General features: G+C 34.0%; 21 protein-coding genes. 12 read left to right on the forward strand and 9 right to left on the reverse strand.

Annotated elements, in window-relative coordinates; genetic code table 11:
- Positions 1 to 20 precede the first annotated feature (20 nt).
- The 3 genes from ctlX (at position 21) to J7E44_RS14900 (ending at position 4,135) form a co-directional block, all read left to right on the forward strand.
- Entirely contained in the window at positions 21 to 944 is a 924-nt protein-coding gene (ctlX, locus tag J7E44_RS14890) for a citrulline utilization hydrolase CtlX (RefSeq protein WP_214831158.1), read from the forward strand.
- Positions 945 to 1,145: 201 nt separating this feature from the next.
- Entirely contained in the window at positions 1,146 to 2,900 is a 1,755-nt protein-coding gene (locus tag J7E44_RS14895; RefSeq protein WP_214831159.1) for a discoidin domain-containing protein, read from the forward strand.
- A 23-nt stretch (positions 2,901 to 2,923) separates the two neighbouring features.
- Positions 2,924 to 4,135 (forward strand): serine hydrolase domain-containing protein, encoded by a 1,212-nt coding sequence (locus tag J7E44_RS14900; RefSeq protein ID WP_214831160.1) that lies wholly within the window; start codon positions 2,924 to 2,926, stop codon positions 4,133 to 4,135.
- A gap of 53 nt (positions 4,136 to 4,188) precedes the next feature.
- On the opposite strand, the gene J7E44_RS14905 is transcribed toward J7E44_RS14900, so the two are convergent.
- The 3 genes from J7E44_RS14905 to J7E44_RS14915 all read right to left on the reverse strand — a co-directional run bounded on the left by J7E44_RS14905 (position 4,189) and on the right by J7E44_RS14915 (position 9,749).
- A complete protein-coding gene (locus J7E44_RS14905; protein WP_214831161.1) occupies positions 4,189 to 5,043 on the reverse strand; it encodes an alpha/beta hydrolase in 855 nt (284 codons plus the stop codon).
- A gap of 79 nt (positions 5,044 to 5,122) precedes the next feature.
- The gene (locus tag J7E44_RS14910) at positions 5,123 to 7,414 is read right to left on the reverse strand and encodes a TonB-dependent receptor domain-containing protein (protein WP_214831162.1); all 2,292 of its coding nucleotides are present in this window, start codon (positions 7,412 to 7,414) and stop codon (positions 5,123 to 5,125) included.
- Positions 7,415 to 7,487: 73 nt separating this feature from the next.
- The gene (locus tag J7E44_RS14915) at positions 7,488 to 9,749 is read right to left on the reverse strand and encodes an outer membrane beta-barrel family protein (RefSeq protein WP_214831163.1); all 2,262 of its coding nucleotides are present in this window, start codon (positions 9,747 to 9,749) and stop codon (positions 7,488 to 7,490) included.
- A 313-nt stretch (positions 9,750 to 10,062) separates the two neighbouring features.
- On the opposite strand from J7E44_RS14915, the gene J7E44_RS14920 reads away from it, so the two are divergent.
- On the forward strand, positions 10,063 to 11,826 hold the full coding sequence (locus tag J7E44_RS14920; protein WP_214831164.1) for a carboxypeptidase-like regulatory domain-containing protein: 1,764 nt from the start codon (positions 10,063 to 10,065) through the stop codon (positions 11,824 to 11,826).
- Between the two features lie 33 nt (positions 11,827 to 11,859).
- Here the strand turns inward: J7E44_RS14920 and J7E44_RS14925 are convergent, their stop codons facing one another.
- From J7E44_RS14925 to recJ, 3 genes are all read right to left on the reverse strand, one after another.
- A complete protein-coding gene (locus J7E44_RS14925) occupies positions 11,860 to 12,201 on the reverse strand; it encodes a DUF3817 domain-containing protein (protein ID WP_214831165.1) in 342 nt (113 codons plus the stop codon).
- Positions 12,202 to 12,265: 64 nt separating this feature from the next.
- Positions 12,266 to 12,850: a nicotinate (nicotinamide) nucleotide adenylyltransferase gene (nadD, locus tag J7E44_RS14930; RefSeq protein WP_214831166.1), complete on the reverse strand. Its 585-nt coding sequence runs from the start codon at positions 12,848 to 12,850 to the stop codon at positions 12,266 to 12,268.
- Between the two features lie 14 nt (positions 12,851 to 12,864).
- Complete coding sequence (gene recJ / locus J7E44_RS14935; protein ID WP_214831167.1) at positions 12,865 to 14,577, reverse strand: single-stranded-DNA-specific exonuclease RecJ; 1,713 nt, start codon at positions 14,575 to 14,577, stop codon at positions 12,865 to 12,867.
- 260 nt (positions 14,578 to 14,837) lie between these two features.
- Between recJ and J7E44_RS14940 the strand changes: the two genes are divergently transcribed.
- From J7E44_RS14940 to J7E44_RS14950, 3 genes are all read left to right on the forward strand, one after another.
- On the forward strand, positions 14,838 to 15,545 hold the full coding sequence (locus J7E44_RS14940; RefSeq protein WP_214831168.1) for a ferritin-like domain-containing protein: 708 nt from the start codon (positions 14,838 to 14,840) through the stop codon (positions 15,543 to 15,545).
- A gap of 26 nt (positions 15,546 to 15,571) precedes the next feature.
- Complete coding sequence (locus tag J7E44_RS14945; protein ID WP_214831169.1) at positions 15,572 to 16,387, forward strand: ferritin-like domain-containing protein; 816 nt, start codon at positions 15,572 to 15,574, stop codon at positions 16,385 to 16,387.
- Between the two features lie 109 nt (positions 16,388 to 16,496).
- Positions 16,497 to 17,309, forward strand: a complete 813-nt coding sequence (locus J7E44_RS14950; RefSeq protein ID WP_214831170.1) for a M48 family metallopeptidase — start codon at positions 16,497 to 16,499, stop codon at positions 17,307 to 17,309.
- A gap of 71 nt (positions 17,310 to 17,380) precedes the next feature.
- Here the strand turns inward: J7E44_RS14950 and J7E44_RS14955 are convergent, their stop codons facing one another.
- Entirely contained in the window at positions 17,381 to 19,003 is a 1,623-nt protein-coding gene (locus J7E44_RS14955) for an ABC-F family ATP-binding cassette domain-containing protein (RefSeq protein WP_214831171.1), read from the reverse strand.
- Positions 19,004 to 19,121: 118 nt separating this feature from the next.
- Here J7E44_RS14955 and smpB point away from each other — a divergent pair, with 118 nt between their 5' ends.
- From smpB to J7E44_RS14980, 5 genes are all read left to right on the forward strand, one after another.
- Positions 19,122 to 19,580 (forward strand): SsrA-binding protein SmpB, encoded by a 459-nt coding sequence (gene smpB / locus J7E44_RS14960; protein ID WP_214831172.1) that lies wholly within the window; start codon positions 19,122 to 19,124, stop codon positions 19,578 to 19,580.
- 77 nt (positions 19,581 to 19,657) lie between these two features.
- Positions 19,658 to 21,151, forward strand: a complete 1,494-nt coding sequence (locus J7E44_RS14965) for an OmpA family protein (protein ID WP_214831173.1) — start codon at positions 19,658 to 19,660, stop codon at positions 21,149 to 21,151.
- Positions 21,152 to 21,246: 95 nt separating this feature from the next.
- The gene (locus tag J7E44_RS14970) at positions 21,247 to 21,987 is read left to right on the forward strand and encodes a YebC/PmpR family DNA-binding transcriptional regulator (protein WP_214831174.1); all 741 of its coding nucleotides are present in this window, start codon (positions 21,247 to 21,249) and stop codon (positions 21,985 to 21,987) included.
- A gap of 57 nt (positions 21,988 to 22,044) precedes the next feature.
- Positions 22,045 to 22,872: a UDP-2,3-diacylglucosamine diphosphatase gene (locus tag J7E44_RS14975; RefSeq protein ID WP_214831175.1), complete on the forward strand. Its 828-nt coding sequence runs from the start codon at positions 22,045 to 22,047 to the stop codon at positions 22,870 to 22,872.
- Entirely contained in the window at positions 22,869 to 23,840 is a 972-nt protein-coding gene (locus J7E44_RS14980; protein WP_214831176.1) for a glycosyltransferase family protein, read from the forward strand. Before J7E44_RS14975 ends, J7E44_RS14980 begins: the two co-directional genes overlap by 4 nt.
- Here J7E44_RS14980 and J7E44_RS14985 read toward each other — a convergent pair.
- Both J7E44_RS14985 and J7E44_RS14990 read right to left on the reverse strand, forming a co-directional pair.
- A complete protein-coding gene (locus J7E44_RS14985; RefSeq protein ID WP_214831177.1) occupies positions 23,829 to 24,119 on the reverse strand; it encodes a GNAT family N-acetyltransferase in 291 nt (96 codons plus the stop codon). The genes J7E44_RS14980 and J7E44_RS14985 overlap by 12 nt on opposite strands.
- A gap of 107 nt (positions 24,120 to 24,226) precedes the next feature.
- Positions 24,227 to 24,976 carry an RDD family protein gene (locus tag J7E44_RS14990; RefSeq protein ID WP_214831178.1) on the reverse strand — a complete coding sequence of 250 codons (750 nt, stop codon included), beginning with the start codon at positions 24,974 to 24,976 and terminating at the stop codon, positions 24,227 to 24,229.
- Positions 24,977 to 24,980 lie beyond the last annotated feature (4 nt).

Here is a 24,980-nt window from a genome sequence, read left to right on the forward strand (position 1 = left end):
ATTTTTAAATCTAAAAAACAATGCAAACAACAGATACCGTATTAATGATAGAGCCGATCGCTTTCGGCTATAATGCAGAAACTGCAGAAAACAATTATTTTCAGGTTGAACAGAAAGATTCAGATGTTCAGGCTAAAGCCCTTGGGGAATTCAATATTTTTGCTGAGAAGTTAAGAAACAAAGGAATCAATGTGATCACTATAAAAGATACATTGGATCCCCACACTCCGGATTCTATCTTCCCCAATAACTGGGTAAGTTTCCATAATGATGGAAAAGTAGTTTTATACCCTATGTTCGCTTCAAACAGAAGAGTAGAAAGAAGAGAGGATATTTTAGAAACAATAAAAAATAAAGGTTTTGAAATAACCGAAATTGATGATTGGTCACTTCCTGAAATTCAGGGACATTTTTTGGAAGGAACTGGAAGTATGATCTTCGATCATGATAATAAGATTGCATATGGATCTGTTTCTCTAAGACTTGATGAAAAATTATTCAGAGATTTTTGTGCAAAATATGGATTCGAGCCTATTGTTTTCCATTCTTTTCAAACGGTAGGTTCAGAAAGGCTTCCGATCTATCACACCAATGTGATGATGTGTGTAGCAGATAAATTTGTAGTGATCTGCTTAGATTGCATCGACAGTGAATTGGAAAGAAGCAAGGTAATCGAAACCATTAAAAATTCTGGAAAAGAAATTATTGAAATTTCTGAAGAACAGATGCAGCAGTTTGCAGGAAATATGCTTCAGGTCCAGAATAAAGAGGGACAGAAATTCTTGGTAATGAGTCAGACTGCTTATGAATCATTAACCACAGACCAGATCTCAGCAATTGAAAAATATTGTGAAATCATTTATTCAGATTTAAATACAATCGAAGTAAATGGTGGCGGAAGTGCCCGTTGCATGCTGGCGGAAGTTTTCCTTCCTAGGAAATAATTTATTGTATAAAAAATAATTGCTTGGATTTCCTATCCAAGTTGTAATACTTCTAATTCTGAAAATGGGTTAGAAGTTTTTTTATGAAAAATTGGAGTTTCATGATTCGGTATAAACTGCCCCATTACCTTTTAGACGGCTTTATGTGGGTAAAACCGAAAAAAGTTAGTTAAATTTGTATTTTAAGTAAAAATTATGAAGATGCAGACGTACTTATTTATGATAGCTGTTTTATTGGGAATCAGTTTGAATGCTCAGCAAAAAACATTTTGCAACCCAATTAATATAGACTATGGATATACTCCTTTTGAGTCTTTTTCAAAGCAAGGGAAGCATCGAGCTACGGCCGATCCTGTTATTGTTAATTTTAAAAATAAATTATTTCTTTTTTCCACCAATCAGGAAGGCTATTGGTATAGTGATGATATGCTTGACTGGAAGTTTGTAAAAAGGAAATTTCTTAGAGATAATAAATATACTCACGATCTTAATGCACCTGCAGTTTGGGCAATGAAAGATACCCTATACGTTTTTGGCTCTACCTGGGAACAGGATTTTCCAATTTGGAAAAGTACCAATCCGACCAAAGATGACTGGAAAATTGCAGTAGATACTTTAAAAGTTGGAGCTTGGGATCCGGCTTTTCATTATGATGAAGATAAAAATAAATTATACTTATACTGGGGTTCAAGTAATGAATGGCCTTTATTAGGAACCGAGGTAAAAGTTAAAACTTTACAGTCTGAAGGTTTTGTAAAACCAATATTAAGATTAAAACCTGAAGATCATGGTTGGGAGCGTTTTGGAGAATACAACGATAATGTGTTTCTACAGCCTTTTGTTGAAGGTGCCTGGATGACAAAACATAATAACAAATATTATATGCAGTATGGAGCTCCGGCTACCGAATTTAGTGGTTATTCTGATGGAGTATATGTCAGTAAAAATCCTCTTGAGGGTTTCGAATACCAGCAGCATAATCCATTCTCCTATAAACCTGGTGGTTTTGCAAGAGGAGCCGGACATGGAGCAACTTTTGAGGATAATTATAAAAACTGGTGGCATATTTCAACGATTTTTATTTCCACTAAAAATAATTTTGAAAGAAGGTTGGGGATCTGGCCTGCAGGTTTTGATAAAGATGATGTAATGTATTGCAATACATCATACGGAGATTATCCAACTTACCTTCCGCAATATGCTCAGGGTAAAGATTTTTCCAAAGGTCTTTTTACGGGATGGATGTTGTTGAACTATAATAAGCCGGTTCAGGTTTCTTCGACTTTAGGTGGTTATCACTCAAACTATGCCGTGGATGAAGATATAAAAACATATTGGAGTGCTAAAACAGGAAATAAAGGTGAATGGTTTCAGACTGATCTGGGTGATGTATCTACTATCAATGCTATTCAGATTAATTATGCTGATCAGGATGTAGAGTTTTTAGGAAAGACATTAGGAAAGATGCATCAGTATAAAATCTATGGTTCGAACGATGGTAAAAAATGGAATGTTATTGTAGATAAAAGTAAAAATACCAAGGATGTTCCACACGATTATGTAGAACTTGAAAAACCGGCTAAAGCAAGATTCCTAAAAATAGAAAATTTGAAAATGCCTACAGGAAAATTTGCATTAAGTGGCTTTAGAGTATTCGGAAAAGGAGAAGGCACAAAACCTGCAAAAGTCGAGAACTTTGTTCCTTTACGGGCTGATGCCAAAAAATATGGTGAAAGAAGAAGTATCTGGATGAAATGGCAACAGAATTCTGAAGCTGATGGCTATGTTATCTATTGGGGGAAATCTCCGGATAAATTGTATGGAAGCATTATGGTTTACGGCAAAAATGAATATTTTTTCACAGGGGCGGATAGAACAGATGCTTACTATTTCCAAATTGAAGCGTTTAATGCCAATGGGATTTCTGAAAGAACGGAGATTATGAAATCAGAATAAAACTAAAAATTAACGATATAACCATGGAAAAACTAAAAATTGCATCAATCTCACTATTCTTACTCGCTTTCCTGGGGTGTAAGAGTAGTGAAGTTGAAGACTATCAAACTGATCTCGATACGGCGATAAGGAAGATTCATACAGATCTTCAGAAAGAGTTGAATACAGATGTTCCGTCACTAAGTGTTTATATTGTTTCTCCAAAAGGAACTTATTTTAGTACAGTGACGGGAAATAATGGAACTCTTGTAACTAAGAAAACGAACTTTCGTTTTGCGAGTAATACTAAAAATTTTACCTCTACAGCTATTTTAAAAATGATGCAGGATGGATGGCTTCATCTTGATGATAAAATTACAGCTAATATTCCCGGAACAAATGTTCCTTATGTACCCAATACAGCAGAATGGAATTTTCCGAATAAAAATCAGATTACCATTCGTCAGATTCTACAACATAACGCAGGAATATATGATGTAACAAACGATACCTCTCAATACAATGTAAATGGGGAAACCTATGCAGATTATATGCTTGAGAATTTTCCCGATCATCAATTTACTTCTACGGAATATGTGAAACTTCTAACAGATCATAATCTTACGTATGGCTTACCCAATACAGTATATCATTATTCAAATACAGGATTTTCAATTTTAGGAGAGATAATTTCAAGAGTTTATTCTCAGAAATCAAACACTTCTAAAACGTATGGAAATTATATGTACGATCATATTGTAGGACCTTCTTCGAAGATTCCGTTAGATATTAAATTCCCCGAATTGGCACCTGATCAGCAGTTGCCGATTCCTTATGTAAAGGGCTTTATTAAATATACAGATCATAATGAAATAACCGATCAGAAAAATGCAAGTGCTCATGTTGCAGAGGGAAATGGTGTAGGGACCATGCTTACACTTTCTGATTACATAAGAAGTATGATGAAAAGTCAGAATGTTCTTAATGCATCAAGTGTAGAACAAATGAAAAAAAGTAAAGGACCGGCAACAACTTCTGATTATGCATTAGGATGTTCATATGTTCCGGGAGTGGGATATGGGCATAATGGAGCTACGGAGGGTTATCTTTCAACTATGCTTTACGATCCGGAAACAGATTTTTCCGTTGTAGTTCTTCTACCTTTTTGGGACTTGAGAAATATGGACAATTTTACCAAATGTCTTTCTACTTTGAATACTACAGCCCTTGAAGCTAAAAAAGCTCTTAAATATTAAAGAATCAGAATTAAATATTTAAATAAAAAAACGCTTTGACCTGTTCAGAGCGTTTACTTTTTGTCCACCTGTTTCAGAAACTGATCAATTTTGGTAATTAGAAAAGAGCTGTTATTTTCTTTGTCCCAATCCAAATGTCCTCCTTTAAAGCCAAAAGACTCGTGAAATATCCCGTTTTTGTCTAAAATAGAATCTAAAATTACCTTTTGTGACATTGGGATGACCTGGTCATTTTTTCCGTAATAAGAAAGAGTAGGAGCTGAGGTAGTATTGATCCATTTCACAGGACTGATAAAATTGGTCATAGATGTTCCTGAAGAAAGAACTTTTGGGTTGATTAAATGCTTTTCAACAAATGCATAATCGAAATATTTTTTAAAACCAGAATCTGCCAGATCGGAAGGTCCTACAATATTAATAACAGCTTTTACTTTTTTATCTTTATCAAATTTATAGGCATAGAGCATTGATAAATGACCACCAGCACTGTTACCTAAAAGCACAAATCTTGGTTTATAGTTTAATGTTTTTTCTAAATGCTCAATAGCACTGCTGATGTCATCGGTCTGATTTGGAATGGCAAAATGGGTCGTTGATGCTAATCTGTAATTGATATTCGCAAAAATGGCTTTTGGAAATTTTTGCATCATAGATAAAGCGAAAAATGTGAGTTGAGATTTGTTTCCACTACGCCAGCCACCGCCATGTATAAAAAGAAAGACATCGGGCTTGTAATTTAAATTAGAAGGAATATACAGATCCATTTTCTGCTCAGAATCATTGCCGTAAGAAATATTTTCCTGACTTTCGAAAGAGATTTTATTACCGAGATCTATCGTTTTTTTCTTGCAACCGATACTGAACAGCAGTATTAACGACCAGCTAAAAATGATAATTAAATTTTTCATACAGGCTAAAGATAGAAAACTCGCTGAGAAATCAGCGAGCTTACCATAAAATAATTGATATGAAGAAATGAATGTTTTTTTATCTTGTTCTGCTTTTGATGGCGTCGGAAGCACCCTCGATGTCTCTTACTTTTTTAACTTTTTGATTACCAAAATTGTAAGTGATGCTTAAAGTCATACCTCTTCTGTATTGATCGTTTCTTACATAATTGTAGTTTCCATTGGCTTGATAATCTTCAATTTCTACAATATTTGTTTTTAAAACATCATTTACATTGAGTGCAAAAGTCCATTCGTTCCAGATTTTTTTCAAACTAAGATCCAAGCTCATTAAGTTCTTCAGCATTCCAAGTTCTATTTGCTGTTTATCAACAAAGAAATAATTTACGCCTAAGAACCATGTTTTCTTTTTATCAAGACGTACTGTGTTATTAGTTTGAATGACCATGCTTGTAGATCTGATATTGTTTGTATACGTAATAAACTCACCTTCTTTATTTTTAAATCTCTCTCCGGTTGTTGGATCAGTATCAAGACTGCCATTATTGATGTTATGTTGAAAACCAATGTTGAAGTTAGTGGTCAAGTATTGTTTAAAGAATGATTTTTGAATTCCTAACATTGCAGACATTTCTTGTTTATCCCCGAAATTTGTTCTAATGTAACGCAATACATTTCTTGGTCCAACTGTTCCATCCGGTGCTACGGGATAACCCTGTAATGGAACCTGAGTAATCTGATCTTTATAATATGAATGATTCAAAATCAAGAAATAGGAGCTTTTATACATATAGGTTAATTCCTGGTTATAGGTAGAAGAAGCCTTTACAAACGGATTATTCTGAGTGTAATTATCATCGGTTAAAATATTTCGAACTGGATTTATTTCCCAGAAACTAGGCCTTCTCATTCTACTTGAAAATGAATATGATATATTATTGCTGTCATTAATAGCATAATTGAAACTTAGATAGGGTAAAAAGTTATTATAATTTCTTTTTATTTCTTGGTATTGCATCGTCTTATCCGGATTTAGAGGAGCGTTAGCCGTCCCTAAACTTTTTGTAATTTCATACCTTGCTCCGACTTTCCCAGAAAGCTTATCGGAGAATTTTTTTTCTATTGTTAAATAGGCTCCATAAATATTTTCATCATATATAAAATGATTAGGCATGTGTTCTTCTTTTTTTATTGGAGCAGGGGGATTTACCCTATAAGTGTCATTCTTAGTGTCATTATCCGTTTTCGTTTTATTGTAATTTCCTCCTATGGAAACCGTAAAATCATTTTTTAATTTCTGGATATAATCTACTGTCCCAGAAAAATTATTGATTATCTGTGGAAGGTTCTGATAAATGGTTTGACTTAGACCTGTGTCTTGGCCAAGTGAATTGGCGAGATAAGTTTTATTATCAGTAAACTGAAATCTCTTGTAATTAAGATAAGCAGCATTTACATTCAATTTACTTCCTAAAGAATCGGTTTTTAATTCATAATTTAAGTTGACTGAATTGTTATAAGATCTTGCATCTTCCTTGTTTCTGGAATTAGTATAATTAGTAATGTAATCTTTTTTCTTATCATCATAAGAGCGGATAGTATTAAATAAATTTACTGTAGAATTATAACTTTTATTAGCCCAAGTATTCCAAGATAAAGCTAGATTGCTTTTCTCTGTTAATTGATAATCAATGTTCAAATAACCGCCAAGGTTTTTATTTGGATCATTAATATCACCTACAGATTCATTGGATGATAAACTATTTCCATTTCTTAAAATATAAGATTGTGCACCGATATTTTCGCCACCACTAAGATTAGCGCTGATTCCTAATTTATTCTTTCTGTAATTGGCTGAAAAACTGGCATCGCTTCCGTTGAACTTATTTTGAGAGTTAGACATTCTCATGTTACCACTTAATCCATCACTCATTTTTTTCTTTAAAACGATATTGATGATCCCATCAGATGATTCTACCTGGTACTCACTTCCCGGAACTGTAATAACCTCAATTTTCTGGATATTCTCTGCTGGTGTGTTTTTAAGAAATTGAACTAATGAATCAGCGTCCATATTGGTTTTTCTACCATTGATATAGATTATAGCATTATTCTTTCCTGCAATTTTTAATGTCTTATCATCGGTAGATGAAAGTAATGGAGTTTGTTTTAATAGATCAAATGTTGTATTTCCTTTAGCAACAGGCGAAGCGGCAACATCGTACACAAAGCGATCACTTTGTTTTTTAAATACTTGTTTCGTTAAAGTAACTCCCTCTATACTTTTAGTTTTTACTGAATCTGTTTTTTTTTCCTGAGCAAAAGCTAGTCCGGTAAAAAATATAGCTGCGATGAGTAGTGGCGTCTTCATGAATTTATTTTTTTAAGTTGAGGTTTCGATTCTGAACATGGTTTAAGACAGAATCTTAAAGAAGTTTATTATATTAAGTTCTAGATTTTACAGCATCATTGGCTGATTTCATTTCTCTGGTTTTTTTCAGTTTTTGATTTCCAAAATTATAGGTGACCCCTACACTGAAAATTCTTGGATACTCAAAATTGGTTACATTGTTGAAGCTTCCATCAGGTTGAATACCTTTTATTTTATTGAAGTTTTGATTAAATACATCATATACTTCCACCAAAACGGTCCAATCGCCTACGATTTTTTTGATATTAAGATCCAGGCTTTGTCTTGTTCCTAATTCTCCAATTTCTATTTTGCTTTTTCCAGCATAGAAGTAGTTAATTCCCAGGAACCAGTCTTTTTTAGACGAAAGACGAATGGTGTTGTTGAACTGAGCAGAAAAATTAAAGTTTTTCACATCGATAACATAAGGAGTAAGTACTTCTGTCTGGCCAGGTACGGGTCTTGAAGTTGGATCTTCAGATACGGTGCCGGAATACATAGCATAAGCTAGATTAACTGAGTAATTCGTTGTCCAGATATCTTTGAACCAGGATTTATTCATTCCCAGTGTCAACCCAAGCTGCTTATTATTACCATAATTAGTTCTGATGTATCTTAAAAACTTTGTAGTAACCATAATAGGATCCCCATTAGAATCAAGTTCTATCTTTCCATTCTCATCTTTTTCAGGTTTTGTCACAGTCCCCTGCAGAGGCACCTGGTTTGAGGCATCTTCTACATAGTTAAAACTTAGGTTTGCATAGAAAGCATTCTTAAACATATAATTGATTTCCTGATTATAATATTTAGAAGCTAAAACGAACGGATTGTTCTGAGTGTAGTTGTCTGGTGTAAAATAAGTTCTGGATGGATTTAATTCCCAAAATCGAGGTCTTCTTATTCTGCTGGAAAAAGTATAGCTTATATTATTGTCTGCATTAATTGCATAGTTGAAATTAAGATACGGAAGCAGGTTATTATAGTTTCTATCAAAACCTGTTTTTCCTAATATCTCACCAGTACTTCTGGTCATCTCATAACGGGTTCCTATTTTTCCGGATAATTTCTCACTTAATTTTCTTTCGTAAGTAAGATAAAGACCTAGAATATTTTCTTTATAAATGAAATGATTGGTTTGATCGAAATCATTTACAAAACTGTCGCTTGCTTTTGTATAAACATCCTGTCTGGTATCGTTGTCTGTTTTTGTATTATTATAGCTAATTCCCATTAACCATGAATTCCCTTTTGCTGTTTTTTTGATGTAATCTACATTGGCTGCGTAATTGTTAATGATCTGCGGAACCCATTGTTTAAATGCCCCGTATTTATTATCGTCATCATTATAAAAGGGAAATGTTTCATTAATGCTCGATTTGTCTCTGTTGAACCATAAATAGGAGATATTAGAAGTTAGTTTACTTCCTAACGAATCCGTTTTTATTTCATAGTTTAAATTAAAAGAATGATTTCTTGTCTGGGCATCTTCATTATTTACAGTTCTGTTTTTTAAGACCCCATTTTGAATGTTTGTAATATCCAGAATAGAATTGAAACTTTTATTGTATCTCATATTATATGTGAAACCCAGACTTTGCTTTTTGGTAATTTCATAATCAATATTCACGCTACCACCAAAGTTTTTATTTGGATCATCATTAAATCCAAAAGACTCATTTTTAAAAGTGGAGTTTCCATTAGAAAGTCTATACTTTTCTCTGTCTGTCCAGCTTCCAGTACTGATATTTGTGTTAACTGCTAATTTGTCTTTTCGGAAATTGAAAGAAGCACTTGCAGAAGGATTGTTATAATAAGCCTGCTCATTTTGCATTTTTAAAGTTCCGTTATAACCATTGTTTCTGCTTTTTTTCATCACAATGTTAATTACCCCGTCGTTAGATTCAACTTGAAACTCACTACCTGGAACAGTGATTACTTCAATTTTCTGGATATCTTCAGATGGTGTGTTTTTAAGCATTTCAATTAATGCCTCCGCATCCATATTGGATTTTTTATTGTTGATGTAAATAACAACTTCTGATTTCCCCATTATTTTTAATGTTTTCCCATCAATACTGGAGATCATTGGAGTCTGCTTTAATAAGTTGAAGGTATTTGTCCCTTTAGCAATAGGGGAAGAGGCAACATCATAAATAAAGCGGTCGCTTTGTTTTTTGAAGACCTGTTTCTTTAAGTTTATACCCTCTATATTTTTAGTTTTTAGAGTATCTGATTTCTGTTGGGCAAAAACAAATCCAGTGAAAAATATGGCTGCAAAGAGAATGGGCGTTTTCATGATTCTATTTTTTATTTGTTAATAGCTTGTATTTGTTATTATTTAACATTACAAAGATATATAATAAATCTAGTATTATGCAATACAAAGTACTTAAAATGTTTTTATTTCATCTATAAAGTATTGATTTTCAGTTACTAAAATTTCAATTGAAAATTTTTCCTTCCTTATATTGACTCTATTATTAGACAACTTGACGGCTAAAGTTGTTACATCAAAACTGAAATTTTGAAAAAATTAACATAAAAAGGAGAATGTAATTTCGTATTCTATTTTATGACTACTTTAGTATCAATAAAAAAATTAATAATTTATGAGAAAAATTTATCCTTTATTTTTATTAATACTACTGATCTTATTTTCGTGTATAAGTGATTTTAACATGGAATCTGACATCACGCCAAATCCGCAGTCCAATTTTAATTTCGGAAATACTGCTCAGAGAAATTTTCAGGGATTAGTATTAAGTACGAACGGAAGTCCTATTTCCGGAGCAACAGTTAGTATTGGAACAAGTACAGTGCAGACAAATTCTAAAGGTCTTTTTATAATTAAAAATGCCGAGGTGAAAGAAAACTTTGCTTTTATCAAAGTAACTAAGGCGGGTTATATCAATGCTTCACGTACTTTAGTTCCTACAAATGGAAACAGTAGGGTAAACATTATGATGATCCCTGCGATTACTACAACATCCATTACTTCTGGGGCTACAGCGACAGTTTCTCTTTCGAACGGAACAAAAGTGAAATTTGACGGAAGTTTTAATGATGCTTCCGGAAACGCCTATAGTGGAAATGTAGATGTTGCATTATTCCACTTAAGTCCTTCCAATCAGTATCTGAACGAATTAATGCCTGGATCTTTTTTAGCAACAAATTTGAACGGAAATTCAAGAGTTATGGAAACCTATGGAATGCTTCATGTACAGTTAACAGGAAGTTCTGGACAAAATCTACAGATTGCTACCGGTCATACAGCAGAAATTACTGTCCCACTAGATGCTGCTCAATTAGCAACTTCACCGAATACAATCCCTTTGTGGTCATTTAGTGAAATTACAGGAATGTGGCAGGAAGAAGGTTCCGCAACTAAAGTTGGAAATACGTATGTGGGAAATGTAAGTCACTTTTCCTGGTGGAACTGTGATGCACAATTTCCGCAAGCGGTATTAAAGGTTACAGTGAAAAATGCTGCTGGCCAACCATTGAGTAATGCAATGATAGGATTAAAAAGAAATTCACAGACTTATGAAAGTTATGGAATTACAGATGGGGATGGTATGGTTTCGGGAGTTGTTCCTGCTGGTGAGCCTCTTGAACTAAAAATTTATGACAATTGCAATACGGTAGTTTATAGCTCAACAGTAGGGCCATTTCCCGTAGGAGCTACTACTGTACTGCCCGATATTTCTTTAACAAGTTCAACCAATCAGTATACGATCAAAGGAACATTGAAAACCTGTTCTGGAGCTGATGTCACAGATGGTTTTGCTAGTCTTAGATTTGCCGGAGCAGTAAATTATTTTCAGACTATTGTGGTTCCAGTGACCAATGGAACTTTTTCAATCAATTCTCTCGGATGTTCAAGTAATCAACAGTTTGTATTGGAAGGTATTGATATTACTAATATTCAAACAAGTGGCGAGATTAACTTTACAGGAACTGCGCCTATTACAAATCTTGGAGATATTGTAGTCTGTAATACAGTTTCAGAGTTCATTAGTTATAAAGTAGATAATCAAGCTACCAGGCTTATATTAAGTAATATTAGTGTTTCACCTAACTTAATTAGTTCAGCGCAAAGCCCTGTTCCTGTAGGAACTTATTTTAGATATGAGGGTGCGGATTTACTTGCAGGCAGCGTTCTGGTAAATAATTACTATTTAACCGTTACAAATAATTCGAATGCATACCAAAATATAACTGTTGATGGAACTACTAATCAGATCACATTTACAGTAACCAGCGCTGGAGCTGTAGGAACTTACACAGATTTTACATTTAATGGAACGTACACGGATAGTGCAGGAGCGTCACACACCGTAAATGGAACGGGACATGTGAAAAGAGATTATTAAAAACAAAAAGGGGCTTATCTAAAGCCTCTTTTTTTATTCTCTGTCGAAGCGGGCAAGTTTTTTATCTACCCATATCGTGGCAAAAGGAAAGAATGCTGAAAGTAGTGCAAATACGAAATCTTCATCATCCCATTTGAAAATTTTTCTCACAGGTAAACAAAGCAAAAGATAAATGGTAAAGAAAAGACCATGGATATTCCCAACTACAATAATAAAAATTGTGGGAAGTAATCCGTCGTCGTCATATCTTTTCCAGATCATGGCAACACCATAGAGCAGGAAACAAGAAATTGCCTCTGCAATACAGATTTGTTTAAACCATTTAATGATTTTTTCCTGAGAATATTTTGAGAAAAATTTTTCGATGAAGTTCATTTCTTAAATTATAAATTATAAGTCTAAGCCATAAATCCTCAAACCCATTTCCTGAATTGCAAAATTACTTATAAAAACTGCTACCATCCAAATATTCAAAAACTTCTGGCGGAAGCATAGGTCTGACATTTTTACCTTGCTTGACCATATTGCGAATTTCGGTGGCTGAGATCTCAATAACAGGAGCCTTGATCAATGAAATATTTTCATGCTGTAAATATTCTGAATCTTTTTTCTCACCTTCAAAAACTCTTGGATAAACAATGATATGATGATTCTTGATCAGCAGGTCATAATTCTTCCATTTATGAAGATTATCCAGATTATCTTCACCCATAATTAAACTAAAAGAATAGTCCGGGTGCTTTTCTGTAAGATAGGTAAGGGTGTCGATAGTATAGCTTGGCCTCGGTAGAGAAAACTCTACATTTGAAGCCCTCATGTTGGGATAATTTTTTATGGCAGCCTGAACCATGTCTAACCTGTTATGATCTTTTAATAATGATTTTTTATCTTTAAATGGATTTTGTGGACTTACAACAAACCACAATTCATCCATATCCGAATTTTCTAAAATATAATTGGCTAAAATAAGATGTCCAATATGAATTGGATTAAACGAACCGAAAAAGAGGCCTATTTTTTTCATTATTAAATTAAAGACTAATCTCTAAATTTTACATCCTTTATATTGAGGTAATGCGTTACATTGCCTTTCCAGTGATTTTCTTCTAAAGTAAATGCTAAATCAAAATATTTGTTTCTGAAATCTTCTGAGAACTGCCCTAACTTGAAACCAACACATTCAATATTCCTGCCGGTAGATTCTTGTTTTATATAAAACTTAACATGGTTGTTATCTTTCCCCATTGTTTTTATATATCCTGAAAGCTTCTGATTTTTTAAAGCCAGATTGGGTTTCATATTATGTGGACCAAAAGGAGCTAATTTTCTATGAAAATTAATAAACTCTCTATTAATATCATCGATTTCAATTTCAGAATCTATTATAATAGAAGACTCTTTCTGATGTTCCTGTATTTTCTCAGCGACTACTTTTTCAAACTTTTCTTTGAAAGCTTCAAATTTGGATTTCTCCATTGAAAGTCCCGCCGCAGCATGGTGTCCGCCAAACTTCAGAAAATATTCTGAACAAAGGTCTAATGCTTCATGTACGTCGAAATCCGATACAGATCTTGCTGAAGCTACCATCTCCCCATTATTACCATCTGTAAAAACAAGTGTTGGTTTATAGTAAGTTTCAATAAGTCTGGAAGCTACAATACCAATGACGCCCTTGTTCCACTCCGGGTGGTAAACGATCGTGGTAAGTTTCGTCTCCTGTTGTGATTCAATAATTTGATTCAGTGCAGAAAGCGTAGAGTTCATATCCAGCTCACGCCTTTCATCGTTAAGTCCCATAATATCACTTACGATCTGATGAGCATGTTTCAGATTATCCGAAACCATCAGCTCTACAGCAGCTTTACCATGTGAAATTCTTCCTGCAGCATTAATTTTAGGAGCGATCTCAAAAACAATGTTTGAGATTTCAAAATGGGAAAGTTTATCTTCAGGAATTAAAAGTCTTAATCCTAGATTTCTTGTTTTTCTAAGGGTTTTTAATCCCATTTTAGCTAAAACTCTATTTTCTCCTGTCATTGAAACAATATCAGCAGCAATAGAAATAGCTAAAAGATCCGTTAGTTCAAATAATTCTGCATCCGGAATTTTATAAATTGTATTTAATCCCTGACATAATTTGAAACCCACACCACATCCTGAAAGTTCCTTAAAAGGATACCTGCAGTCATTTCTCTTGGGATCCAAAACAGCAACGGCATTGGGGATTTCATCACCAGGTAAATGGTGATCACAGATAATAAAATCCACACCCAGATTCTGAGCGTAGCTGATCATATCAATCGCTTTTATACCACAGTCCAAAGCAATGATTAATGAAAATCCATTTTCTTTTGCAAAATCGATTCCCTCTGTTGAGATTCCATACCCTTCTGAATTTCTATCCGGAATATAATAATCAAGGTATTTTTTTTGAACTATTTTGCTGAGGTATAAATACATCAAAGCAACGGCTGTAGTTCCATCTACATCATAATCGCCGTAAACTAATATTTTTTCGCCATTTTCAATTGCGGTTGCAATCCGCTCCACGGCTTTTTGCATGTCAGCCATTAAAAACGGACTGTGTATATCGGTAAGATTTGGTTTAAAGAATTCTCTGGCCTTTTGATAATTGTCAATTCCTCTGAGAACGAGAAGCTTAGATTCAAAAGTTCCAAAACCAAGTGACGAACTTAATCTGTCCACAACTTCTTCATCGGGTTCAGGTCTGAAAATCCATTTTTGACTCATTTCACAAAAATAGGGAAAATATATTTTAAAAAGTAATGATAAACTGTTAATATGAGAATATAAAATAAAGAATTTATAACACGAAAATTTGATTTTAGTTTCAATTTATTTTAAATATTCGGACTCATGATTTTTATGTATTTAATAAGTGAAATAAGAAAACTTTAATAAAAATTAATAAAATTTTAGATTTAGTAAATCCAAACTTAATTAATTGTCGTAAATGATATTAAATAACTAAACACTTTAAAATTAATATTATGAAAAAGACAATTAATATTTCTAACCAGGGAACCACCCTGGATACAGGCAGAAGAAACTTCCTGAAACTAGGTGGCATTGGTCTGGCTATGGCAGGCCTTGCATTAGTGGGGTGTGATGATGATGATTTCCAGATGGTGGATAACCAGGTATTCGATCTTGGAAAAGGAGATGTAGGTGTATTAAATTATGCTTATGCCCTTGAACAGTTGGAAGCAGATTTTTATACGAAAGTGGTCAATAATTTTTACTCAGGAATTTCAACCGCTGAAAAAGAATTGTTTACAGATCTGTACCATCATGAAGTGATACACCGTGATTTCTTTAAAGCGGCAATAAGTGGAGTAACAGCTAATGTACTGCCAACACTTGAATTTCAATATCCAAGTGTGAATTTTAATAATAGAAGTTCTGTACTGGCTACAGCAAAAGCTCTTGAAGACACGGGTGTTGCGGCCTATAATGCAGCAGGAAAATATATTACAAATCCAGAATATTTAGTGATTGCAGGGAAAATTGTTTCAGTAGAAGCAAGACATGCATCGGCAATAAGAAATCTTATTAATCCTGGATCAGCAGATTTTTCCGGAGATGATGTGATTGATGCCAACGGATTAGATGTAGCTAAAGAACCAAAAGATGTGGTAATGGCAGCTGGAGGATTTATAAAAACTCCATTTACATGGAAGGAAAGAGGCATTAACTAAATTATTCACTTTTAAAACGTACTATTATGAACATTCTAAAATTACTAGATAAATTTTCTGATGATAAATTTTTTACAACAGAAGCTTCAAGATTAGAAACACTTACCAATATTTCATCATTTGGTAAAAAAGCAGCTATTGCATCAGTCCCTTTAGGATTAGGACTTGCTATGTCGACTCCTGCAAAAGCTGAAACTCAAAATGTAACGGTTCCTGGAAGTTTTTTAAAAAGTGCTTTAACGGAAGCATTACAATTAGCTTTGACCTTAGAGTATTTGGAAAACGAATATTATGCGATCGGACTGTCTACTGCAAGTTTGATTCCTAATGCTGACCGTACAGTTTTTATGCAGATCTCTAAGCATGAGTCTGCGCATGTAGGTTTCTTGAAAAGTACTCTTACCTCTTTAGGCGTAACACCTGGAGCAAAGCCTAATTTTGATTTTACGGCTGGAGGTAATTTCTCTCCATTTACAGATTACAATCAATTTCTTGTCCTGGCACAAGCTTTTGAGGATACAGGAGTAAGAGCATACAAAGGACAGGCTGGAAATGTAATGTCGAATAAAGTGGTCTTACAGGCTGCTCTACAAATTCATTCCGTAGAAGCAAGGCATGCTTCGCAAGTGAGAAGAATGAGAGCTAATAAAGGTTGGATAGAATTAGCAAATGGTGGAAATATGCCTTCCGCTACTAACGCTGTTTACGCAGGTGAAGATAACACAAACCAAGGTGGATATAATACCGCGACTGCATTTGGAGCCGCAGCAGGATCTGCCGCTTATGACGAAGTTTTGAGTGGCAGTGATGCAACATCAATTGCATCATTATTTATTGTGTAAAGTGGTTTCTTAATATTAGGTGTAAGTCCTTTTCTGGAATTTTTCGGAAAAGGATTTTTTTCGTTAAAAAAATGATATATTCGCTGCCTAAACCAAAATTTAATTAAATATGAAAAAAATTATTCTATGTGTATGCTTAATTGGAGCAGTACATACATTTCAAGGGCAAAAGATTAGCCTAGGAAAAATTACAGATGTAGCTACTAAAGGAGCAAAAGCATTAACATTTACGAACGAAGATGCTGTGAAATTATCTAAAGAATCAGTTGATTGGATGGATAAGAACAATGCTGTAGCAGGAGCGAAAGATCCATATACAGTTAGGCTGAACAAGCTTTTTGGTAAACATAAATCACAGGACGGACTTAATCTTAATTACAAAGTATATAAAGTAACAGATATAAACGCTTTTGCCTGTGCAGATGGAAGTGTAAGAGTGTTCTCATCTCTGATGGATGTTATGACGGATGACGAATTACTAGCTGTAATAGGTCACGAAATTGGTCACGTAAAGAATCAAGACACAAAAGACGCTATTAAATCTGCTTATTTAAAAGCAGCAGCATTAGATGCTGCATCTTCAGCTTCATCTACTGTCGCTACTCTTAATGACAGTCAGGTAGGTAAGATGGCAAATGCATTCTTAGATGCTTCCCATAGTAAAAAACAGGAATCAGAAGCGGATGCTTACTCTTATGATTTTATGAAAGCGAATAAATACAATGTAGTAGCAGAATATACAGCATTTAAAAAATTAGCGTTACTTTCTTCAGGAAGTACTCAGTCTGGTTTTCAAAAGATGTTCAACTCTCACCCGGATAGTGAAAAAAGAGCTCAGAATATTAAGAAAAGAGCGGAAAAAGATGGTTTATGGAAAGATCCCGGAACCGTTACTTTGCCAACGACAAAACTTACAAAATAGAATTTGTACCAAACAAAAAAATCCTCAAATTAATTTGAGGATTTTTTTGTTTTTTTATGTTGTCTTATTATTTAAGAATACATTTTTTCTCTTAATTCTTTTACTTTTTTATCAGCAAGATATTCGTCGTAACTCATTTCTCTGTCAATAATTCCGTTAGGAGTTAATTCGATGATTCTGTTACAGACCGTTTGAAGCATTTCGTGGTCATGCGATGCCAGTAAAAGATTTCCTTTGAAATTAGATAAAGAGTTATTCAATGTTGTAATACTCTCTAAGTCTAAGTGGTTGGTCGGTTCATCAAGTAACAAAATGTTGGCTTTCTGAAGCATCATTCTACTGAACATACATCTCATTTTTTCACCTCCTGAAAGTACTTTGCAAGATTTTAAAGCTTCATCTCCTGAGAATAACATTCTTCCTAAGAATCCTCTCATAAATTCTTCATGACGTTCTTCATCATTTTTAGTGAACTGTCTTAACCAGTCAACTAAATTAATATCCTCTTGAAAGAAATTGGTATTATCTAAAGGCATGTGCGACTGATTAGTAGTAACTCCCCAAGCAACTGCTCCTTTATCAGCTTCAACGTTTCCAGCTAAAATTTCGAAGAATTCTGTAATGGCCAAAGAGTTTTTAGAAAGTACAGCAACCTTATCTCCTTTCTTAAGGTTTAGATCAATATTTGAGAAAAGTAATTCTCCGTCTTTTGTTTTTTCAAGACCTTTTACATCTAGAATTTGATCTCCAGCTTCTCTTTCCATCTCGAAAATAATTGCAGGATATCTTCTTGAAGATGGTTTAATATCATCAATGTTCAGTTTGTCGATCATTTTCTTTCTAGCTGTTGCTTGTTTTGCTTTAGCAACGTTTGAACTAAATCTTGCGATGAAATCCTGAAGTTCCTTTTTCTTTTCTTCGGCCTTCTTATTAGCCTGAGCTCTTTGTCTTGTTGCCAATTGAGAAGCTTGATACCAGAAAGAATAGTTACCTGTATAAAGATTAAGTTTTGCATAATCTAAATCTCCGATATGTGTACAAACTGTATCCAGGAAGTGACGGTCGTGAGATACAACAATAACTGTATTTTCATAATCTGCAAGGAAGTTTTCCAACCAAGAGATCGTGTCAATGTCAAGGTCATTCGTAGGTTCATCCAGAATCAATACATCAGGGTTTCCAAAAAGAGCTTGAGCCAAAAGAACTTTTACTTTGTCCTTGTTTTCAAGTTCACTCATCATCTGCCAATGCATATCGTCTTTTACCCCAACATTGGAAAGCATAGTCTGTGCATCAGATTCTGAGTTCCATCCTCCCATCTCATCATAAATAACACCTAGCTCTCCGGCTTTAATACCATCTTCATCAGAGAAATCTTCTTTTGCGTATAAGGCATCCATTTCTGCCTTTATCTCGAATAATTTTTTGTTACCTCTAAGTACTGTTTCAAGAACATTATATTGATCGTATGCAAAGTGATCCTGCTCTAAAACAGACATTCTTTTTCCAGGCTCTAATGATACACTTCCTGTGGTTGGGTCTTGTTTTCCAGTTAATATTTTAAGAAATGTTGATTTTCCCGCTCCATTAGCTCCGATAATCCCATAACAATTTCCTTTAGCAAACATGATGTTTACTTCGTCAAAAAGAACTCTTTTCCCGAATTGTAAAGATAAGTTAGATACTGTTAACATATAGTTTTGTAAATTTGGCGCAAAATTACGAAAAGAATTTGGGTATTTTATAATAATGTAATAGTCAAGTTTTTAAATGAAAGGTATTTTTGTATATTTCAAATGAAATTTTAATCTAATGAAGATCGAAAAAACAGTCAACATATTAAATAGAAGAGCGCGTTTCGAATATGAAATCATGGAAGAAACTGAAGCAGGAATGGTTTTAACAGGGACAGAAATAAAATCTTTACGCTCTTCCAAAGCATCTATTACAGAATCGTTCTGTCAGTTTATTGATGGGGAATTATACATCATTAATATGATGATCGATGAGTACAAATTAGGAACTTTTTACAATCATAAGACAAAAAGGGAACGGAAATTGCTCTTGCACAAAAAAGAATTACAAAAATTCGAGAAAAAGTTAAAAGATGCAGGGAACACTATTATACCTCTAAAGTTATATATTAATGATAGTGGAAAAGCAAAGGTGTTAATAGCCTTGGCAAGAGGGAAAAAGCTTTTTGATAAAAGGGAAGCGATAAAAGATAGAGAAAATAAACGAACCCTGGATAGAATATTAAAGAAAAGTTAAAAATCATTCAAAAAACTTTGTATATAAAGAAAAATTATATTTATTTTGCAATATCAATTATTTAATCATTTAATTCTATGAAAAATCTAAAATTAGGAATTTCAGCATTGGCACTTACTGTTGCTTCTACTGTATTCGCTCAGACTACCAACAATCCGTGGTTGATCGGAGTTGGTGCTCATGCGGAGAACCATAAGGCAGTACGAAGCGACTTTAGTAATACTTTTGCTGCAAAAAATTTAACGAAGACAATGTTCAATATGAACAACTTCTCTATTACTCCTCCATTATCTAAACTTACTGTTGCTAGAAACATCGGTAAAGGTTTAGTAATTGACTGGCAGACTTCCGTAGGAAATGTTGATAATAAAAGATTCAACATGGGGAAAGAATTTATGTTGATGACAGGTCTTGGTTTCCAAGCTAAAGCTGCAGGTCTTTTATGGAACGAGGAATCTTGGTTTGACCCTTACTTAAGAGTTGGTGCCAACTATTTAAGACACGACTATACTGCTCTTACTTTCCCAAGACAATCTGTTGATGGAGAGACAGTATACAACGGAGATGCTGGTAACGAAAATGGTAAAGCTAACTTCTTTACAGTTTCTACTGGTGCAGGTGCTAACTTCTGGGTAACTAAAAACTTCGGTTTAGGTGTTCAAGGAGATTACGTATCAACTCCTGGTGATAAATCTAACGTTGCTAACTTCTGGCAGGCTTCTGCATCTTTATTATTTAGATTTGGTAACAGAGATAGAGATAAGGATGGTATCTTAGATAAAGATGATCTTTGTCCTGATACTCCAGGTTTACCAGAATTCCAAGGATGTCCTGATACTGACGGTGATGGAGTTCCAGATAAAGACGATCAATGTCCAGATGTAGCAGGTCCAGTTGAAAACAATGGTTGCCCTTGGCCAGATACTGACGGTGATGGTGTTATCGATAAAGATGATGCTTGTCCTACAGTTGCAGGTCCAGCTGAAAACAACGGTTGTCCTTGGCCAGATACAGACGGAGACGGTATCTTAGATAAAGATGATGCTTGTCCTACAGTTCCTGGATTACCAGAATACAACGGATGTCCTAAGCCTAAGAAAGAAACTGCTACTGAAGTAGAAAAAGAATTCAGAAATCTTTATTTCGATTTCAACAAAGCTACAATCAAAGCTGAATCTAAACCAGCATTGGATAGAGCTGCTGATATCATCAAAAAAGATGGAGGTCACTATCTATTAGAAGGTAGAACAGATGCTAAAGGTTCTGAAGTTTACAACTTGAAGTTATCTAGAGAAAGAGCTGCTTCTGTAGTTGCTGCTTTAGATGCAAGAGGTGTTGATCCTAACTCTGTTAAATCAGTAGGTGTTGGTAAAGCTAAAGCTACAGTTCCTGCAACGGCTTCTGATGCTGAAAGACAAGCTGATAGAAAAGTAGTTGTAACTGCTATCGAAGATGACAGCCAGTGGAGTACAATCGCTAAGAAAGATTACGCTGATGCTCCAGTTAAGAAAGCTACTGCTAAGAAAAAAGCTACAGCTAAGAAAAAAGCTCCAGCTAAAAAGAAAAAATAATTAATTTTTCTAAATAATGAATACCTCCAATTTTTTTGGAGGTATTTTTTTTTCGTATACTTTTAACTAATTTTGTTGAAAATTTAAAAATAAAAATGGGAAGAGCGTTTGAATATAGAAAAGCTTCTAAAATGGCCCGTTGGGATAAGATGGCCAAGACTTTTTCTAAAATTGGTAAAGACATTGCATTAGCTGTAAAAGCTGGTGGAACAGATCCTGAAGCAAATCCAGCTTTAAGAAGATGTATCCAAAATGCAAAAGGGGCAAACATGCCTAAAGATAATGTAGAGAGAGCAATTAAAAAAGCAAGTGGAGCGGATGCTGAAAACTATGAGGAGGTAACTTACGAGGGTTACGGACAAGGAGGAGTCGCATTTTTTGTAGAGTGTACAACGAATAATACAACAAGAACAGTAGCGAATGTAAGAGCTATTTTTAATAAGTTTGATGGTAACCTTGGAAAGAATGGTGAATTGGCATTTATCTTCGACAGAAAGGGTATTTTTTATATTGATCCTGCTCATGTTAAAATGGACTGGGATGAGTTTGAAATGGAGATGATTGATGGAGGAGCAGAAGATATTGATAAAGATGAAGAAGAAATAATGATTACCACTGCTTTTGAAGACTTTGGTTCTTTATCTCATAAGCTGGATGAGCTTAAAATTGAAGTTAAAAGTGCGGAACTTCAAAGAATTCCAAACAATACGAAAGAAGTTACTGAAGAGCAGTTTAAGGCCAACATGAAGATGCTTGACCGTTTTGAAGAAGATGATGATGTACAGAACGTGTATCACAATATGGAAATTACTGAGGAGTTAATGAATTCTTTATAAAAAATAATATAACATTCATATACAGTTAACTTTCAATTAGTTTCTTTGCATAAAACTATGAAAAGAAATGTTGAGTTAGTTGTTATTTCGGATGTGCATTTGGGAACTTATGGATGTAAGGCTAAAGAGTTACTAAGGTATCTGAATTCAATTCAACCCAAAATTCTGGTTTTGAATGGTGATATCATTGACATCTGGCAATTTAAAAAGTCTTACTTCCCTAAACCTCATTTAAAGGTTATAAAAAAAATCCTCTCGTTTGCCACTAAAAATACAGAGGTATACTATATCACTGGAAATCATGATGAGATGTTCAGGAAGTTTACCGATTTTGAACTAGGTAAGCTCAAGGTCTGTAACAAAATTTGTCTTAATATCGATCAAAAGAAAACATGGATTTTTCATGGTGATGTATTTGATGCGTCAGTTCAACACTCCAAGTGGATTGCAAAACTTGGTGGGAAGGGATATGATATGCTGATTGTTATTAATAATGTTGTAAATTGGGTCTTAGAGAAAATGGGACGAGAAAAATACTCATTTTCGAAAAAAATCAAAAACAATGTGAAAAAGGCGGTAAAATATATTGGAGACTTTGAATTAACTGCTTCTGAACTGGCAATAGACAATCATTATGATTATGTCATCTGTGGTCACATACACCAACCTCAAATCCGTAAAGTTGTCAATAAAAAAGGCTCTTGTACTTATCTTAATTCGGGAGACTGGATAGAAAATTTATCAGCCTTGGAATATCATGACAAGGAATGGAAGATTTTCTATTATGATGATCATAAACATTTGCTTCAAGATGATGAAACAGAAGAAATTCAGGATCTTGATACCAGTGATCTTTTGAAAATAGTAACTAATTTTTCCGAATGAAAATCTTATATGCATTTCAGGGGACAGGAAATGGGCATGTGGCGAGAGCTCAGGAGATTATTCCTATTCTTAAAAAATATGCTTCGGTTGATACATTAATCAGCGGTCATCAATCGCAATTAAAGGCCGATTTCGATATTAACTTTCAGTATAAGGGTATTTCTTTGCTCTATAATAAAACCGGCGGTTTATCCTATAGGAAAACATTTACTGAAAATAAATTTTTTCAGGCCGTAAAAACCATCAATGAATTAGAGTTAAGACAATATGATCTGATCATTAATGACTATGAACCTTTAACGGGTTGGGCCTGCAAGTTGAAAAAACTCCCAATGATTGAACTTAGTCATCAGGCTTCCATGAGTTTTTCTGAGACTCCAAAACCTGAGAAAAAAGATTTTCTTGGGGAACTTATTCTTAAATACTATGTTCCAAGTGCAAGGAAAATAGGTTTTCATTTTGAAAATTATCATCCTCAAATAAAAAAACCTGTTATAAGACATAAGATCCGTAACCTTAATCCTGATAAAAAAGGATATTATCTTGTCTATTTACCGAGCTTTTCGGATGAAAATATTATCAAGATCTTAAAACAGATTCCTGTGCAATGGAAGGTGTTTTCTAAATACAGCAAAAATAAAGCTAAAGTAGAAAATGTAGAAGTTTTCCCAATTGATGAAGTCGAGTATTTGAAGTGCTTTGAAAATTGTGATGGTATTTTGTGTAATGCCGGCTTTGAAGCTCCTGCAGAAGCTCTTTTTTTGGAAAAAAAATTGTTTGTAATTCCTATTCATAATCAATATGAGCAGGAATGTAATGCCTGTGCCTTAGATAAAATGGGAATACTAAACTCTAAAATTTTAAAGCTTGAAGAGATAATGGCTTGGGTAGCTTCCGATGAACATTTCAAAGTAGATTACCCTGATGATATTGAAAAAATATTAGTGAACGAAGTTTTAATTCTTTAAAAATACATCATCTACATCGTTCATTCTCATCATGACAGATCGTGCATAAGAACAGTGTGGGTAAACCTTCCAGTTATTTTCTCTGGAAAATTTTATAGCTTCTTCTACTAAATATTTTCCCATTCCTCGTCCTTCGAATTCAGGATGAACCAATACGAACGAAATAATAAGTTTATTTTCTTCAGGAAAAATAGTATAGGTAAGCCTGCCAATTTCCTTAATTTCATTATTTAGTGTAAGAACTCCGCCATTTCCGGATTTGTTATTTTCAAATTTCATAATTAAAAGCTTAATATAAATAAAAGTACAAAAACTGCACCGACTTGTAAATTGGCTCAAAATGGAATCAACAAAAACCACTTGAGTTAATTTAAAAGAAAAAATAATTAATTATCTTTCCCCGTGTAATAATTATAATCCTTAATAACGATATTGATAAATTGTCTTTCCGTCATTTTTACAGGGTCAATTTCTAATTTTAGAATATTCTTGATCTTATCGGAAAGCTTACTTATGATCTGCCTGTCATCTATTCTTAAGGCTTTTGTATAATTGTCTTTAATAATTCTCATATCATTGTCACTTAGGGCAATAACCTGAGGAAATGAAGGAACATAATCTTCCTGAATATTTTCCAGGATAGTATGAGAAATATTGATGCTGTTCTTTAGTGAAATCACAGCTGTACCTGATGCGATATCTCCCAAACGTTGGTTGTTCTTAGAAACAATCATAGAAATCAAACCAATAACACCAACAAAAGAAGTGTCTATTATTCTGAATACCCAGCGAATCAAATAATCTCCAAAACTTGCCTGATATCCATCAATTTTCACCACCCGTATCTTCATTACTTTTTTTCCTGGCGTCTGCCCTTCCATAAGGCTTTCCAGAACAACAGGATAAATATAAACAGGAAAAGTAATAGCAATATAAATAGCCATCTGAGACCATTGATCCAAACCGTTTAATAAATATCCCAAATCAAAAAAGTTGAAAAATATATAGAAAGTAATGACGATATAAGCGACTTTTATTAGGAGATCAATGATAAATGCAAGCATTCTTTCTCCAACACTGGCAATGTTGAAGTTAATATTTACATTTTGTGAGGTATTAATCGCAATTTGAGACATAATT

The organism is Chryseobacterium sp. ISL-6, from assembly GCF_018613715.1.
Classification (GTDB): domain Bacteria; phylum Bacteroidota; class Bacteroidia; order Flavobacteriales; family Weeksellaceae; genus Chryseobacterium; species Chryseobacterium paludis.

What these genes read in the sequence shown, in the direction of transcription:
- ctlX (WP_214831158.1), top strand. Translation starts at nt 21, where the DNA reads ATGCAAACAACAGATACCGTATTAATGATAGAGCCGATCGCTTTCGGC.
- J7E44_RS14895 (WP_214831159.1), top strand. Translation starts at nt 1,146, where the DNA reads ATGCAGACGTACTTATTTATGATAGCTGTTTTATTGGGAATCAGTTTG.
- J7E44_RS14900 (WP_214831160.1), top strand. Translation starts at nt 2,924, where the DNA reads ATGGAAAAACTAAAAATTGCATCAATCTCACTATTCTTACTCGCTTTC.
- J7E44_RS14905 (WP_214831161.1), bottom strand. Translation starts at nt 5,043, where the DNA reads ATGAAAAATTTAATTATCATTTTTAGCTGGTCGTTAATACTGCTGTTC.
- J7E44_RS14910 (WP_214831162.1), bottom strand. Translation starts at nt 7,414, where the DNA reads ATGAAGACGCCACTACTCATCGCAGCTATATTTTTTACCGGACTAGCT.
- J7E44_RS14915 (WP_214831163.1), bottom strand. Translation starts at nt 9,749, where the DNA reads ATGAAAACGCCCATTCTCTTTGCAGCCATATTTTTCACTGGATTTGTT.
- J7E44_RS14920 (WP_214831164.1), top strand. Translation starts at nt 10,063, where the DNA reads ATGAGAAAAATTTATCCTTTATTTTTATTAATACTACTGATCTTATTT.
- J7E44_RS14925 (WP_214831165.1), bottom strand. Translation starts at nt 12,201, where the DNA reads ATGAACTTCATCGAAAAATTTTTCTCAAAATATTCTCAGGAAAAAATC.
- nadD (WP_214831166.1), bottom strand. Translation starts at nt 12,850, where the DNA reads ATGAAAAAAATAGGCCTCTTTTTCGGTTCGTTTAATCCAATTCATATT.
- recJ (WP_214831167.1), bottom strand. Translation starts at nt 14,577, where the DNA reads ATGAGTCAAAAATGGATTTTCAGACCTGAACCCGATGAAGAAGTTGTG.
- J7E44_RS14940 (WP_214831168.1), top strand. Translation starts at nt 14,838, where the DNA reads ATGAAAAAGACAATTAATATTTCTAACCAGGGAACCACCCTGGATACA.
- J7E44_RS14945 (WP_214831169.1), top strand. Translation starts at nt 15,572, where the DNA reads ATGAACATTCTAAAATTACTAGATAAATTTTCTGATGATAAATTTTTT.
- J7E44_RS14950 (WP_214831170.1), top strand. Translation starts at nt 16,497, where the DNA reads ATGAAAAAAATTATTCTATGTGTATGCTTAATTGGAGCAGTACATACA.
- J7E44_RS14955 (WP_214831171.1), bottom strand. Translation starts at nt 19,003, where the DNA reads ATGTTAACAGTATCTAACTTATCTTTACAATTCGGGAAAAGAGTTCTT.
- smpB (WP_214831172.1), top strand. Translation starts at nt 19,122, where the DNA reads ATGAAGATCGAAAAAACAGTCAACATATTAAATAGAAGAGCGCGTTTC.
- J7E44_RS14965 (WP_214831173.1), top strand. Translation starts at nt 19,658, where the DNA reads ATGAAAAATCTAAAATTAGGAATTTCAGCATTGGCACTTACTGTTGCT.
- J7E44_RS14970 (WP_214831174.1), top strand. Translation starts at nt 21,247, where the DNA reads ATGGGAAGAGCGTTTGAATATAGAAAAGCTTCTAAAATGGCCCGTTGG.
- J7E44_RS14975 (WP_214831175.1), top strand. Translation starts at nt 22,045, where the DNA reads ATGAAAAGAAATGTTGAGTTAGTTGTTATTTCGGATGTGCATTTGGGA.
- J7E44_RS14980 (WP_214831176.1), top strand. Translation starts at nt 22,869, where the DNA reads ATGAAAATCTTATATGCATTTCAGGGGACAGGAAATGGGCATGTGGCG.
- J7E44_RS14985 (WP_214831177.1), bottom strand. Translation starts at nt 24,119, where the DNA reads ATGAAATTTGAAAATAACAAATCCGGAAATGGCGGAGTTCTTACACTA.
- J7E44_RS14990 (WP_214831178.1), bottom strand. Translation starts at nt 24,976, where the DNA reads ATGTCTCAAATTGCGATTAATACCTCACAAAATGTAAATATTAACTTC.